Annotated in this window: 13 protein-coding genes and 1 pseudogene; 12 read left to right on the plus strand and 2 right to left on the minus strand. The window is 49.8% G+C overall.

What is annotated here, in order from left to right; genetic code table 11:
* The first annotated feature begins 532 nt into the window (after positions 1–532).
* From ACFMKP_RS01180 to ACFMKP_RS01215, 8 genes are all read left to right on the plus strand, one after another.
* A complete protein-coding gene (locus ACFMKP_RS01180) occupies positions 533–901 on the plus strand; it encodes a hypothetical protein (protein WP_382288296.1) in 369 nt (122 codons plus the stop codon).
* Positions 901–2,265: a tRNA uridine-5-carboxymethylaminomethyl(34) synthesis GTPase MnmE gene (mnmE, locus tag ACFMKP_RS01185; protein WP_382288302.1), complete on the plus strand. Its 1,365-nt coding sequence runs from the start codon at positions 901–903 to the stop codon at positions 2,263–2,265. Before ACFMKP_RS01180 ends, mnmE begins: the two co-directional genes overlap by 1 nt.
* Before the next feature lie 26 nt (positions 2,266–2,291).
* Positions 2,292–3,326: an STAS domain-containing protein gene (locus ACFMKP_RS01190; RefSeq protein ID WP_382288304.1), complete on the plus strand. Its 1,035-nt coding sequence runs from the start codon at positions 2,292–2,294 to the stop codon at positions 3,324–3,326.
* Positions 3,327–3,342: 16 nt separating this feature from the next.
* Positions 3,343–3,621 (plus strand): acylphosphatase, encoded by a 279-nt coding sequence (locus ACFMKP_RS01195; protein ID WP_382288306.1) that lies wholly within the window; start codon positions 3,343–3,345, stop codon positions 3,619–3,621.
* Positions 3,622–3,627: 6 nt separating this feature from the next.
* Positions 3,628–4,194: a DJ-1/PfpI family protein gene (locus ACFMKP_RS01200; protein WP_382288308.1), complete on the plus strand. Its 567-nt coding sequence runs from the start codon at positions 3,628–3,630 to the stop codon at positions 4,192–4,194.
* Positions 4,195–4,227: 33 nt separating this feature from the next.
* Positions 4,228–5,922, plus strand: coding sequence for an ABC transporter permease (locus tag ACFMKP_RS01205; protein WP_382288311.1), 1,695 nt, complete (start codon positions 4,228–4,230; stop codon positions 5,920–5,922).
* Between the two features lie 61 nt (positions 5,923–5,983).
* The gene (locus ACFMKP_RS01210; RefSeq protein WP_382288313.1) at positions 5,984–8,359 is read left to right on the plus strand and encodes a response regulator; all 2,376 of its coding nucleotides are present in this window, start codon (positions 5,984–5,986) and stop codon (positions 8,357–8,359) included.
* 25 nt (positions 8,360–8,384) lie between these two features.
* Positions 8,385–9,035, plus strand: coding sequence for a vancomycin high temperature exclusion protein (locus ACFMKP_RS01215; protein ID WP_382289429.1), 651 nt, complete (start codon positions 8,385–8,387; stop codon positions 9,033–9,035).
* A gap of 47 nt (positions 9,036–9,082) precedes the next feature.
* Here ACFMKP_RS01215 and ACFMKP_RS01220 read toward each other — a convergent pair whose 3' ends face one another.
* Together ACFMKP_RS01220 and ACFMKP_RS01225 are read right to left on the minus strand one after the other, a co-directional pair.
* A complete protein-coding gene (locus ACFMKP_RS01220; protein ID WP_382288315.1) occupies positions 9,083–10,066 on the minus strand; it encodes a YgfZ/GcvT domain-containing protein in 984 nt (327 codons plus the stop codon).
* Positions 10,067–10,081: 15 nt separating this feature from the next.
* A complete protein-coding gene (locus ACFMKP_RS01225; RefSeq protein WP_382288318.1) occupies positions 10,082–10,690 on the minus strand; it encodes a DsbA family protein in 609 nt (202 codons plus the stop codon).
* Positions 10,691–10,825: 135 nt separating this feature from the next.
* On the opposite strand from ACFMKP_RS01225, the gene ACFMKP_RS01230 reads away from it, so the two are divergent.
* The 4 genes and pseudogenes from ACFMKP_RS01230 (at position 10,826) to ACFMKP_RS01245 (ending at position 15,157) form a co-directional block, all read left to right on the plus strand.
* Positions 10,826–12,070, plus strand: a complete 1,245-nt coding sequence (locus ACFMKP_RS01230; RefSeq protein ID WP_382288321.1) for an exonuclease SbcCD subunit D — start codon at positions 10,826–10,828, stop codon at positions 12,068–12,070.
* 327 nt (positions 12,071–12,397) lie between these two features.
* Complete coding sequence (locus tag ACFMKP_RS01235) at positions 12,398–12,847, plus strand: hypothetical protein (RefSeq protein WP_382288323.1); 450 nt, start codon at positions 12,398–12,400, stop codon at positions 12,845–12,847.
* 171 nt (positions 12,848–13,018) lie between these two features.
* Complete coding sequence (locus tag ACFMKP_RS01240) at positions 13,019–14,332, plus strand: DNA cytosine methyltransferase (protein WP_382288326.1); 1,314 nt, start codon at positions 13,019–13,021, stop codon at positions 14,330–14,332.
* Positions 14,333–14,335: 3 nt separating this feature from the next.
* Positions 14,336–15,157, plus strand: a pseudogene (locus ACFMKP_RS01245) (TdeIII family type II restriction endonuclease).
* The last annotated feature ends 183 nt before the right edge of the window (positions 15,158–15,340 follow it).

The following is a 15,340-nucleotide window of genomic DNA, read 5'->3' on the forward strand; positions in this document are numbered from 1 at the left end:
CATTACTGCGACTGACTCCACCATGGTTGTCTCGGCGACGAGACAGTATTGACTTTGGGCATGGCCCTCTGAGCAAGCACTGTACCCGAAAAAATTGGTCTGGTCAAACGGCGAAGCTTGATCCACGAAGGACACGAAGGGCACGAAGAACGAAACCGCGAAGATCGCGAAGAGCGCGAAGATAGGGTTTTTAGCCACGAATTGCACGAATGATTATTTTTTTTCGCCACAGATTGACACAGATTTGCTTGATTATATTTTGCTAACCCAACGCCGCGAGCCAATAGCCCATAGCCATCGGTTCTCTGCGCCGCTGCGTTAACACATTGATCCACGAAGGACACGAAGAGAGGGTTTTTCGCCACGAATTGCACGAATTCCACGAAGACTGATTTTTTTTGCCACCGATTGCCAGAGATGCTTAGGATTATGTTCTATGCTCTTCATGGCGTGCCCCTGAACCCTCACGCCCAAGTATGATATGATCTAGCGGATACTGCAATTAGCTCAATTTTAGTAAGGATGTTGCCCTATGAGCGATGCACCTGAAATGCTGCCCGACGAGCAGCCAGATGCTGCGCCAGTTTTCGATAAAGAAGCTGCCCGCGCCCGCTACCGCGCCATGATGCGCAGTTGGCCTATGCGTTTGATGTTTGCCATGACAGGCTTGGTGATTGTTGCAACCTGGGTTTTTGCCTTTGGTGCTGCCTATGGCCCCGATGTCAAAGAATTGCCCGGCCACGATGTTACGGTGGCGGTTGATGATTGTAAGACTTGTCATAATGCTGGCTTGCCAACCGCGCCCAGTTTTAACCATAGCTTTGCGCCAACCTGTGGCTTTTGCCATGTGCAGGGCATGCCGCCAACCACGCCATTAACCAGCACATCGAGGTTGCGCTAATGCTCTATGCCGATACGATTGCCGCTTTGGCTACCCCGCCCGGGGTTGGTGGGGTTGGCATTATTCGGGTCAGCGGCCCGCAAAGCCTGACAATTGCCCAAGCCATAATCAAACCACGCCGCAAAGGCGCTTGGCGCTCCTACCAAATGCGCTATGGCCATGTGATCGACGAGCAAGGCATGGTTGTCGATGAAGTGTTGGCGGTTTTTTTCAAAGGCCCACGTTCGTTCACTGGCGAAGATATTTTAGAAATTCATTGCCATGGCGGCCCGCTGCCGTTGCGCCGAACCCTTAGTTTGGCTTTGGCCCATGGCGCGCGCTTGGCGAACCCAGGCGAATTTAGCCTACGCGCCTTTGCTAATGGCCGGATTGATTTGGCCCAAGCAGAAGCAACCCTCGATGTGATCGAAGCCCAAACCAATTTGGGCCTGAGCTTAGCGCTCGATCAGCTTGGCGGCGGGCTTTCGCGCGATTTGCGCAGCCTGCGCGAGCAGTTGATGTATCCACTGGCCTATGTCACTGCCCTAACCGATTTTCCCGAGGATGATGTGCCAAGCGAGGAATTGCTGCCGCCGTTGCGTCAAGCCCACAGCTTGCTCAGCCAATTATTGGCCGGAGCCGATCAAGGTGTGGTTGTGCGCGAAGGGGCGCGGGCGGCGCTGGTTGGTCGGCCAAATGCTGGCAAATCGAGTTTGATGAATGCCTTGTTGCGCACCGAACGCGCGATCGTCACCGCAATTCCAGGCACAACCCGAGATACCTTGGAAGAAACTGCCAATCTTGGCGGCATTCCGGTGGTGCTAATCGATACCGCAGGAATTACCGAAACCGACGATGTGGTTGAGCGAATTGGGGTCGAACGTTCGCGCGCCGCCTTGAGCAAAGCCGATTTGGTGTTGCTGTTGATTGATGGTTCGCAGCCATTGAGCGCTGAAGATCTGGCGATTGCTCAATTAACCCACGAACGACCAACTATTGTGATTGCGACCAAGGCCGATTTGGGCCAGCACGCCGATTTAACCCCGCTTAATCAAGCCCATCCTGCGCTCCGCGGCAGCATCGCTATTTCGTCGCAGGCTGGCACGGGCTTGGATTATTTAGGTACAATGGTCGCTGAGCAATTGCTTGGCGGTTTGCCGCTCAGCGATGCCCGCTTAGTAACTAATCCACGCCATCGCGATGCTCTGCGTCGTGCCAACGCCGCCCTTGAGCAAGCCATCCAAGGCTTTCAAGAAGGTCGTCCAGTCGATCTGATTGCGATCGATTTGCACGAGGCAATTGCCAGCCTTGGCGAAATTACAGGCGAAACGGTCGAGCATGATTTATTGAATATGATCTTTAGTCGCTTCTGTATTGGCAAATAACAGCCCAACCCACAAGGAGCAAGCCCGTGCTAGATTCAAAGCAGCTACCCGTCGAACGCGCCAAACTTTACGCTCGAATTATGCTCGGCATTACAGCGCTATTTATGCCAATTCCGATTATTGATTGGGAGAACGTGCATTCGCAGATTAATTTTTATGTGGCGATTGTGCATGGCTTGCTCATCGTTGGCTATATTTTTCTGGTCAAGCCCAATAACCTGTATCCATTAACGTTATTGTTGCATTTTGCTAGTTCGGTTACCGTCGCCATGATCAATCATAATGTTGGTGGATTTGTCTCGTATCATTTCGCCACAATCTGTATTGAATTGGTTGGTGCAGGCTTTATTTTGGCGCGTGGGCGTTGGATTTTTGCAGCGGTGGCAATTAGTGTTTTTACTCATCTGCTTGCCATAAGTATCGAAATGAATCGTACATGGGGCTTTAACGATGCCGATTCGTTACTGATGATGAGTGTCAGTGATAATTACAAATATCTAGCCATGGTTTCGCAAACGATTTTGCTGATTGGCACTGGGGTGATTATTGCTGCCCTGATGCACGTGATTAATCAGCGTGAACAAGCCTTAGAAGAATCACGTCAAGCGATGCAGCAACGATCCGATGAACTCGCTGCCTTGGCAATTCGCTTAGAAACCTCAAATCAACAATTGGTTTCAACCGAAACCACCTTGCGCCAAACCGTTGATGCGTTGACTGTGGCCGCTTTGCCGGTTGGCGACGATGTGGTAGTGCTGCCATTAGTTGGTGGCTTCGATGCCCAACGCGCCAAAGCGGTGGAAGCGTCCTTGCTTAGCTATTTGCACGAACAACGCGCCAACACCTTGATTCTTGATCTGACGAGCGTGCCAGCAGCCTCGGAAACCTTGTTGATCATGCTCGAACGGATTATCCAAGGAACCCGCTTGTTGGGCGCACGCGTAATTTTGGCTGGATTGCAACCAGAAGTCGCGCCAATGATGGTACAGTTAAAGCTCAATCGCCAAAATGTGCTTTCGGCACCAACTTTGGCGGCAGCCTTAGAACTTCGTTCAACCTAAGCATAAGGGGGATTGTGTGGAAACAACCCGCGCCCATGTGATCGTGACCGGAACCGTGCAGGGAGTAAATTTTCGCGCTAATTGCCGCGATCAAGCACGTTTGGCCAAAGTTGGCGGTTGGGTCAAAAATCTGCCCGACGGCAGCGTCGAAGCGATCTTCGAGGGCAGCCAAGCAGGCGTGCAGCGCATGATTAGCTGGTGCTATAGCGGCCCCGTGCATGCCAAAGTGCAACACGTTGAAGTCACCTGGGAAGAACCAACCCATCGCGAGCCAACTTTTGATATTGCGTGGTAACCAACAATGACAATTAAATCAATTGGCATCTTGCTGTTCAACGATGCAGAGGAATTGGATTTTATCGGGCCACTGGAAGTGTTTGGTATGGCTAGTAATTGGGTTGATCTGAAGGTCAACACGGTTGCTGAGCAAGCTCAAACCGTCAAAGCCCGTTATGGCCTGAAAATTCAACCAGATTATGGCTTTGCTGATGCGCCAGCTTTTGATGTGGTGTTGGTTCCAGGCGGGCTTGGCGCACGGACGCATGCCCGTCACAACAACCTGATTCTCGATTATTTGCGCCACCAGCGCGATCGGGGCTGGGTGGTTTCGGTTTGCACTGGGGCCTTGGTGCTTTCGGCTGCTGGCTTGCTCGATGGGCAACGGGCCACAACCCACTACACTGCCTTTGACCTCTTGGCCGAAAATAGCCAAATTACGGTCGAGCGTGAACAGCGCTATATCATCGCGCCGCCAATTGCCAGCTCGGCGGGCGTTTCGGCAGGGATCGATTTGGCACTCGCCTTACTAGAAACCTGGTTTACGCCAGAATTGCGCGCCCAAGTTGCCGAGCGCATCGAATGGCGCTAGGGTCGTTCCTCGCTTGCTAGCTGAGAAATAGCTATGTCAAACAGTAACCAGCGGCGCATTCAATGGCTGTATTGGCTTTTGGCCTTGCCAGCGCTCGCTTTTTTTATGCTCTTTTTTGGAGTGCCACTGTGGGCCATTATGCAACGCGCCTTTGCAGAAAAGGGCTTGTTGGTTGCCATCAAATCAGTAGTGAGCAACCGGAGCTTGCTGCATGTCGTGGCTTGGAGTGCGTGGCAAGCCAGCCTTTCAACTTTTTTTACGCTGCTGCTCGGCGTGCCAACTGCCTATATTCTGGCGCATTATCGCTTTCCCGGGCGGGCATTAATTCGCTCGTTGATTGCAGTGCCATTTGTATTGCCAACGGTGGTCGTGGCTTTGGCTTTTCGGGCCTTGCTTGGCGAGCGTGGCTTGGTCAATCGCTGGTTGATGGCGTGGTTTGAGCTTACGCACGCGCCGTTGGAGCTTGAACAAAGCCTTGGCATGATTTTGCTGGCCCATGTTTTTTTCAATTTGACGGTGGTGGTGCGTTTGCTCAGCGCCTATTGGAGCAACCACGACCCTCGTTTGGAGGCTTCGGCCAATGTGCTGGGCGCGCCACGCTGGCGGGTTTGGCTCGAAGTGACCTTACCATTAGCAATGCCAGCCTTGTTAGCAGCAGCATTGTTGGTCTTTACCTTTACCTTTTCGGCCTTTGGCACAGTGCTATTACTGGGTAGCAGTCAACAACGCACCATCGAAGTCGAAATTTATGATCAAGCAATTCGTCAATTTAATTTGCCAGTTGCAGCAACCCTCTCACTATTGCAAATGCTCACCAGCTTGGGCTTAACCTTGGCCTATACGCGGCTTGTGCGGCGGAGCAGCGTGGCCCAAGAAGCGCAGCAATTGCCGTTACGCCGGGCTCAGCGTTGGCTAACACGCTTGGCCATTGGCTTGGTGATGTTGCTGGTGGGAAGTTTGATCGTTTTGCCGTTGGGCAGTTTGCTGCTTGGTGCATTGCGGCTTGACGGCCAGTGGAGCCTTGAATATTTTCGCATGCTAGGCATCAATCAGCGTGGCAGTTATGCCTATGTGCCGCCAACCCAAGCTATGCTCAACTCGCTGCGTTATGCAGGCATTACGACTGTTTTGGCGTTGGCGTTTGGCTTGCCCTGTGCCTATTTATTGGATCAGCCCCAAGGCCGCCTCACCAAGCTGCTCGATGGCGTGCTGATGCTGCCATTGGGCACGTCGGCGGTAACCATCGGCTTGGGCTATATTATCGCTTTTCGTTCGTATGAACTTTGGGGCTGGGAAACTCCTGATCTGCGGCGTTGGTCGGGCTTACTGCCGCTCGCCCATACCTTGCTGGCCTTGCCATTTGTGATTCGCACAATGTTGCCAGCCTTGCGACGCTTAAACCCACGTTTACGCGAGGCTGCGCGCATGTTGGGTGCAAAATCATGGCAGGCTTGGCGCGAAGTTGATTTGGGCTTGCTCCTGCCAAGTATCATGGCTTCGGCACTCTTTGCCTTTACTGTTTCGTTAGGCGATTTTGGGGCGGCGCTGGTTGTGAGCGTCACCAGCCCCGATACCGCCACCATGCCGGTGATGATTTTTCGCTTTTTGGGCCAACCTGGCGCGAGCAACTATGGCCAAGCCTTGGCTATGAGCAGCCTGTTAATGCTGGTTACCTTTGTGAGTTTTGGGCTGTTGGAGCGCTTCCGCGACCAAGGCAGCGAATGGTGATAACTAGACAGAATGGAGTATAATAGCATTGGAATCAGTTGGCTTGGCGAAGGAAGGTTGCATGAAACGAGGGTCGGTACGCCGGACAATGATCATCATTGCAACCGTGCTTTTGAGCCTAATGACTGGGTTAAATATCGTTGGGATTATTGAGCGCAATTGGCTCAATGATGATATTGAATATGTGATTGATCTCGAAGATGCAGAACGCTTAGCCCGCGAAATTAGCCTCTATACCCAATATCAAGCTCATGCGCTCGATGCCTATGCCTTGGGCTATGCAGATGAGCGCGAACACTATACCCGTTATCGCCAAGCCTTCGATGATAAACGCCTCGAACTTGAACAATTCTTCCAGCACATGCAACCAAGCCCCGAAACCCAAGCCGCCTTCGATCAGGTGCAAAAGCTCAGCGCCGATTACCAAGATGCAGGCGTTGCCTACCTTGCTCAAATCGATTTGCGAGTGCAAAATTCCAGCAACGACCGTTCGCCGGATGAGCTTTCGGTTTGGAAAATCGTCCATGAGCGTGCCGACCAACTCGACGATGCCAGCCAAGTCTTATCCGATATTATTGACGATCAATCTGAAGCGCTCGAAGCCTCGATTACTAAGCAAAATGGCCGCATGATTGTTGCCTTAACTGGGCGCAGCATGGCGATTTTTGTGCTACTGATTTTATTCGTTTACTATCTGCTGGGGCGGGTTGGTGGCCAATTTAACCTTGTGCGCGATGGAGCGCAACGCTTTTCCGATGGTGATTTCTCCAGCGATATTCCGATTCGGCGCTATGATGAAGTTGGCCAGCTTGCCGCTAGTTTCAACACTATGGCCCAAACAATTCGCGGCCAAATCGAGCGGCTTGAGCAAGCTAAGGATCACGCCCAACGCTTGCAATTTGTGGCCGAAGAAGCCAACCGCGCCAAAAGTAATTTCTTGGCCAATATGAGCCACGAACTGCGCACGCCACTCAATGCAATCATCGGCTATAGCGAAATTCTGCAAGAAGAATGCGAAGACCTCGGCCAAACCGCCATGATCGAAGATCTCGACCGAATTCGGCTTTCAGGTCGCCATTTGCTGACCTTGATCAACGATATTTTGGATTTGGCCAAGATTGAGTCGGGCAAGGTTGAAATTTTGCCTGAGGAAATTTCGCTGCCCCAATTGTTGCACGATGTGCGCTCTACCGTCGATCCAATGATCATCAAAAATGAAAATCGCTTGGTGATCGAATCGGCGGCGGGCTTGCTGACGATGATTAGCGATGAAACGCGCTTGCGCCAGATTTTGGTCAATTTGCTGAGCAACGCTGCCAAATTTACCGAGCATGGCCGTATTACGCTGCGGGTGCAGCCCAGCGAGGAAGCTGGCTGGATTAATTTTAGCGTGCATGATAATGGCATTGGCATGAGCAACGCCCAATTAGCCCGCTTATTTCAGCCATTTACCCAAGCCGACGCTTCAACGACGCGCAAATATGGCGGTACTGGCCTTGGTTTGGCCTTAAGTCGGCGTTTGGCGCAGCTGCTTGGCGGCGATATTCGCGTTCAAAGCGAGTTGGGCGTTGGCTCGACCTTCAGCGTGCATCTGCCGCAATCGGTGATCGATATGACTCCAGTTTCGCTGCTTGATGAAGCGCCAGTGATTATTAGCGATGCCAACAATAATCAACCCAAAGTGCTGATTATCGATGATGATCGCAATGTGCATCATATGCTTTCGCGCACCCTCAAGCGTGAAGGTTGGAGCGTTTTGAGCGCGCTCAATGGTGAAGATGGTTTGACGATGGTGCGCAGCTATCATCCGACCGCAATTTTGCTTGATGTTTTGCTACCAGGCCATATCAACGGCTGGGAAATTCTGGCAGAAATCAAGGCCGATCCGGTGATTGCCGAAATTCCGGTGATTATGCATACAATTGTGGCCGAGCCGAATCAAGGCGTTTCATTTGGGGTATACGATTATTTGATCAAGCCCGTTGATCGCGGTCAATTATTGCGCACCCTGCGCAGTTGTATCGACCCGCAAAACGATAAAACCCAATTAGTGCTGGTCGTTGATGATGATCAGGATAGTCGGGCAATGTTGCGGCGTATGCTCGAAGGCGCTGGCTGGAAGGTTTACGAGGCCGCTAATGGCCGCGAAGCCTTGGGCGCATTGCATAGCCGCCCATTTGGGGCCATGATTCTCGATTTGATGATGCCCGAAATGGATGGCTTTGAAATGATTGCTGCCTTGCAAGAGCTTGAGCAATTCCGCGATTTGCCAATTATTGTGGTTTCGGCCAAAGAGCTAACCGAAGAAGAACGACAGCAACTTGAGGAAACCGTTGAACGGGTGGTTAGTAAGGGGAATGTGCGGCGTGAAGAGATTTTGGCCTTGGTTCGCGAGCAAGTTCGGCGGCGGGTGGAGCAACCACCTACAACCACGTAAACTGCTGCGCTGGAGCGTGCGTTTAATGCTTGCGCTGGCAATTGCTTTATTGCTGGTCAATAGTTGGGTGCGTTGGGCAACTGCCGATTATCGTTTTGATGATCTGGCCAGCATTCCAAGCCAACAGGTTGCAATTGTATTTGGGGCTGGCATTCGCAACAATCAACCAAGCGCAGCGCTACGTGAGCGGCTTGATGGCGCAATTCGCTTATATCAAGCAGGCAAAGTGCAACACTTGCTGATGAGTGGCGATAATAGCCAAGTTAATTATGATGAAGTGAGCGTGATGCGCGAGTATGCGCTAGCCCACGGCGTGCCTGCTAGCGCAATTACCCGCGATTACGCTGGTTTCAGCACCTACGAAACCTGTTATCGGGCCAAAGCGATTTTTGGCCTCGACCAAGCCATCCTCGTGACCCAAGACTATCATTTGCCGCGGGCAATCTATACCTGTCGCGAGTTGGGTTTGGCGGCGATTGGCCTGAGCATTCCCGATTGGAGCCATCAGCCAGAACAGGCCACGACCTACTATCCGCCAATGACCCAAGTGCGCTACACCACTCGCGAATGGTTGGCGCGTTGCAAAGCCTTGTTTGAAGTGCATATTAGCCAGCCGCAACCAACCTTTTTGGGGCCAACCGTCGGTTTGGGCGAAACCACCAGCGCCCAACAATAACGCGCCAACCGCCGAAATTGGCTACAACTTCGGCGGTTGTAGAATTGTTATTCGACCACGGTTGGCTCGGTTTGGGCGATAAATGGCAGCTCGACCACGGTTGCTTGCTGCTGGCCAACGCTGAGTTGGCTGCCAAGCTCGTGGCCGGTGCGCACATAGCCCAAGCCAATATACTGCTTCAAATCTGGCGACCAAACCACGCTGGTCAGTGTGCCAGCATCTTTGCCATTGCTCATCAATTGAGCAGGCACTTCAACTGCACCGCTCAGTTGCAAGCCTTGGAGCTTTTTGGCCAAGCGCCCGCGACTATCCATGCGGGCAATAATTTCTTGGCCGATGTAGCAACCCTTGTTGAAGCTGACTGCATCCCACAAGTTGGCTTCCAGCGGAATGAATTCTTCGTTGAGTTCATTCAAGGCTGGATAGCCTGCTTCAACCCGCAAAGTATGGTAGGTTTCGCGGTCAAGCAAGCTAGCTTTAGCATCGTCGAAGGCTTCACATAAGGCATCTGCTGCTGCCAGATCGGCAAAAATTGCCCAGCCAGCGCCGCGCATTGGGCGAATGCGGGCCAAGCGCACCGGACAGCCATCGATTTCCGCGCTGACATGCTGCCACAACCCAACCTGCTCCAAGGCTTGGTTGGTCAATTGCTCTAAGATTGCGGTGGCTTGGCTGCCATACACCCGCATCTGATGCACGCTTTCGGTGACATCGCGCACCTTAAATTGATCGCCATAAAACTTATTGCGGCCAAAATAGGTGGTTAATTGTCCGCCGCGATTGGCACTGGTAATCGCCCAAATCGTATCATCATCAATCGCCAAGATCGTAATTAAATCAATAATTCGCCCAATGTTGGTGGTCAGGACGGTAATTTGGCCAGTGCCAGGGGCTAAATTGAGCACTGCATTGGTCGAAAGTCGATTAATCAACACCAAACGGTCACGGCCTGTAATTTCCACACAGCCAGCCGACGAGCGATCCAGATAGACTGCTTGCTCGCTGGCAGCTCGATACGCCTGTTCATTCATAACCAACGGCCTCCTCTAGTTGCTTGGTTGTTGTGGTTCAAGGGCTTGTTGCAAAACATCGGCAAACACTTCGTAGGGTTGTGCGCCCACAACCAAGTAGCGTTTGGCAAAAACACTGGCGGGCACGCCACTCAAGCGTAGTTGTTGGGCCAAGGTAATATCTTCTTCAACTGCTTCATCGTAAAGCGGCTCAGCCAAGCTGGCTTGCAAATTGCTGGCATCAAGCCCAACCGATTCAGCGCACGCGGCCAAAACTTCAATTTGGCTAATATCTTGGCCTTGCAACCAATAGGCGGCCAATACAGCTTTGGCAAAACCATTGCCAGCGCCTTGTTGTTCGGCCCATTTGGTCGCCCGATGCGCCCAACGGCTATCAATGCCAAACGGCCCTTGTTGAATATCAACCCCATATTGGGCTTTGGCCATTGCTACCATAGCTGGGGTTTTTTCGGCAATAAATTGGCGATATTGCGCATCTGGTGGCGGCGAGCCAAAGGGCCGCAACTCAAAAGCGTGCCATGTCAATTCAATATCGTGAGTTTCTTCCAAGCGTTTTAAGCTGGTTGAAACAAGAAAACAAAAGGGACAAACAAAATCCGACCATACATCAACGCTAACCGACATACTAGCTTTCCTTTCCGCGCAAGAACAGCCGCAAGCAATCGTAAACTTGGATTAACGAGCGACCTTTTCAGTCTACCACGAGCCGCCGATTGTGGTAGACTAACCAAACACATGAGCTATTAAAGGGATTGGGCAATGAAAATTCTCCACCTCGCAGATATTCACATTGGCATGGAAAATTATGGCCGCCTCGATAATGCAACTGGCCTCAACACGCGGTTAATCGATTATCTTGATCGCTTTGCAGAAGCCTTGCAGATTGGCATCGAGCAAGATGTTGATTTGGTGCTGATTGCTGGCGATATTTACAAAAACCGCACGCCCAACCCAACCCATCAACGCGAATTTGCCCGCCGCCTACGCAGCGTTTTGGATCGGGGCATTCCGGTGTTTATTTTGGTTGGCAACCACGATGTTTCTGCCGCTGCTGGCAAGGCCCACTCGGTCGAAATTTTCGATACACTGGCGATTGAAGGCGTGACGATTGCCGATCGGCTTGGAATTCATACGATCGAAACCCGCGCTGGCAGTATTCAAATTGTGGCTGTGCCTTGGATTAGCCGCCACGCCATTTTAACCAAAGATGATATTCGTGAATTGCCATTTGCTGAACTTGAAGCCGAATTGCTGCGCCGAGTTGGGGCTTGGCTCGAACAAGTGCCTGAGCGTTTGCGCGGCGATTTACCAGCTATTTTAACCTTTCATGGCACAGTTTCCAATGCCACCTATGGCGCTGAACGCTCGGTGATGTTGGGCAATGATCTGATTTTACCACCATCACTTTTGGCGCAGCCTGGCATTCAATATGTGGCGTTGGGCCATATTCATCGCTATCAAGTGCTCAGCCAAAATCCCCCGATGATCTACCCTGGCTCAATTGAACGGATCGATTTTAGCGAAGAAACCGAGCAAAAACAGGTGGTGATTGTTGAAATTGAAAATAATTGGGAAGATGCGACCTTCCAGCCAATTGCGGTCCATCCACGGCCTTTCGTCACGATTAAAGTTGATGTAACTGGCAGCAGCGACCCCATGGAGCGGGTAGCCCAAGCAATTAGCAAACGCGATTTAGAAGGTGCTGTAGTGCGCCTTTTGATTAGTGCTGCCGCTGAGCAACGCCCGCAACTTGATGAAGCAGAGCTGCGGCGGTTGCTTGAAGCCGCCGAAACCCATGTGATTGCCAGCATCGCAATTGATGCCAAACGCAGCGAACGCACGCGCTATGCAGCAGTTGCTAGCGAATTGAACGAAGGGCTTACACCACGCCGCGCGCTTGAAATCTACCTTGAGAGCAGCAATATCAGCACTACGCGCCGCGAGCACATGCTCAAAGCCGCCGATGCTCTGATCAAAGCCGAGCAAGCCAGCGAGCATGCATAATGAGAAGGATGAAGGATGAGGGATGAAGGATGAAAATAAGAACATAGAGCATAGGAGTTGAGGTTAGGGTTCAGGGGCTAGGTGTCAGAGATTATGCTGCTTGATCTAAGCTATGGGCTATCGGAAGCATCATCAGGAAAATCTGTGCCAATCTGTGGCTAAAAACTTAACCTTCGTGTTCTTCGTGCTCTTCGCGGTTAAAAATAATCTTCATGCTCTTCGTGCGCTTCGTGGATCAACCAAGGGTAGGAACAAAATCTGCTATCCTAACGTTGATCTCGCAGTGAGGTTGGCACAACGCCAATTCTAATTAAGGAGTTTTACCGAATGCGTAAGGGAATTTTGCTGCTCGTATTGACCTCCGTTTTAGCAGCATGCGGCACCGCACAAAGCACACCAACGACTGCGCCAACTGCGACAGTTGCGGTAACCCCCACAACCGATAGCGCGAGCTATCCAACCCCTGATCTAGCCCAAAGCGAAATTGGCCTGATGATGATTGAGAGTGTATCAGTTACGGTCAAGGAATCGATGCCGCCCCAAGTAATGGTTGAAATTAACGGCATGCTCAACGATGGCTGCACCGCATTCCACGAAGCCAAGCAAGCGGTTGAAGGCAACACGATTAAAATCGAAGTAACCACAATTCGGCCAAAAGATGCAATGTGTACCCAAGAAATCTCACCGTTTAGCACCACAATTCAAGTTGATGCACAACTCCAACCAGGCGAATACACCATTCTGGTGAATGATGTTGCTGAAGCGCTTAAATTGTAAATTTGCCGCGAGTTTTTGATTTCAGCGGGGAGCTTCGGCTCTCCGTTGGTTGTTTAATTGGGGATGTTGATCGAGGCGTGCTGGTGAATTGTGACCCAATTCGCTATTAATTTTGACAGATCGCCAAGCTGTTCTAAAATATCGAACATACATCACACATGGAAGATGGTTATGAAACAATTTCGGTTTATTGACTTGTTTGCTGGCATTGGCGGTTTTCGACTTGGCCTTGAGGCGGCTGGTGGTATTTGTGTTGCCTCAGCTGAAATCGATCAACAGGCGATTAAGGTTTATCGCCAAAACTGGCCTGTTGATAGTGCAGAGCATAATTTAGGAGATATTAAGGCAATTCAGCAATTACCTGCTCACGATGTGCTTGTTGGTGGAGTACCATGTCAACCATGGTCAATTGCAGGTAAAAATCAAGCGTTTGATGACCCACGTGGGCAATTATGGGCTGATGTTATTCGTTTAGTGCGAATTAATCAACCAAAAGCTTTTATTTTTGAAAATGTCAAAGGCTTAGTTGATCCACGTAATCGCTTATGTTTAGAAAGTATTCTTGATAGTTTCAAAGAGTTAGGTTATAGCATTTACTATAAGCTATTAAATTCATTTGATTATGGCGTTGCCCAAAATCGTGATCGAGTTTTTATTATCGGTGTTCATCAAAAACTAGGTATATTTGATTTTTCATTTCCAGAATATGCTGAGTCTGATAAAAAGCTTTATCAGATTTTGGATAATCTTCAAGCACCATCAATGACTGCATCATCAATTCCAATTCAGCGCAATTTATTTGGTGAACGAATTGAGGTCGGTTTTAATAAACTAACACCACGTGGTGCAGTAAACGATTTTTTTATTCTTAATGATATTCGTAATGGACCAACAAGTATTCATAGCTGGGAAATATACCCCACAACCGAGCGTGAAAAACAGATTTGTACGATCATTATGCGTAATCGACGCAATCAACGCTATGGCGATTGCGATGGTAACCCGATGAGCTATCAGGATATAGCTGAATTGGTTGCTGGTTTAGCTGAATCAGAGCTACAAGCATTGGTAGGAAAACGGATTTTACGTCAGTATGCTGATGGTAAATACGAGTTTTTCAATCGGCGCTTATCTGGCGGAATTGACGGAACATACCGAATTTTTTTGCCGAATGCGCGTTTTTTTGGTACTTTAACTGCACGTGGTATGCACGATGAAATTGCTGAAATTAGCGTTAGTGGCGCTAATGCAGAGGAATATAAACATAATTTTATTCAGCAAGTGTTAATTCCTAAACGCTATCGAAAAATTACCGTAAATGAAGCCGCTCGTTTGCAAGGCTTTCCTGCCACGTTTAAGTTTCATTCCAATCAAGCGGCGAATTTCCGCTTAATTGGTAATAGCGTTGCTCCACCAGTTATTGTTGCTCTTGGTAAAGCTTTGCAAAGTATAAAATTATTTGATCAAGAATTGTGTGAGGTTTAGACTATGGCAATTAATCCGATTACGCGCGATAAAATTAAAGCTTATCTCAATAGTTTTATCGAACAGCAATTAGCAGTGTATACCCGACGAAACGTGCGTGAGTTTCATGATGTTGATAGTTATTTGGCCTCTCTATCATCAGATGGTGATCTGAAGCCGTTTCATGCATCGATCATACCATCAGCAATTATGCGCTTAAATCGTTTTGAGCGCAGTTTAAGTACGGGGCTTGGCTCAACATTTGAGGAATGAGCTCGCTTAATTGCGCTTGATCATCATGCAATTGCGCTGCGTAGCTATGATATTCAAGCATCGCTTGATCAAGCACTATGGGCCACAATCGATGTCTTGATTTCAAATATCGATCGTAATCAACAGCGTCAAATTCCATCAATTAATCAAATGCTTGAGCAGCTTCAATCAACACGATTGAATGGTATAGCCGAAAACCATATTGTTCGAGCAGATCTCTATATTCAACGCCACGATGGTAGCGAATTGTTCTTCGAAATAAAATCACCAAAACCAAATAAAGGTCAATGCCTTGAAGTTATGCAACGGTTATTACGAATTTATGCGATAAAACAAAACGCTCCTTCACCAAGCCATGCCTTTTATGCAATGGCCTACAATCCTTGGGGCGCTACTCGTGCTAGCTACACCTATAGTATTGTCAAAAAATATACTGACTTTACGAATGCCGTTGTGATTGGACAGGAATTTTGGTCGTTAATCGGCGAGCCATCAACCTATGGCGAATTGCTTGAAATTTATCGCGAAGTAGGGCTATCAAAATCATCAGAGATAACGCAACAACTCTTGTAGTAAGCTCATAATGGCTCGCAAAAATGGTAGATGCGGCGAAGTTGGCCAACGATATTGCGGCTCCACGGCCAGCTAAACCAAACTGGATACAACATATCCATCCTCTTTCACAAGAAAGTTAGCGGCAAGCCCAACGCTTCGAGGCAAAATGCAACATCCACTGGCGATTTGGGCTTGCTTGAG

Origin of the sequence: Herpetosiphon sp. NSE202 (genome assembly GCF_042688385.1) — a bacterium.
Classification (GTDB): domain Bacteria; phylum Chloroflexota; class Chloroflexia; order Chloroflexales; family Herpetosiphonaceae; genus Herpetosiphon.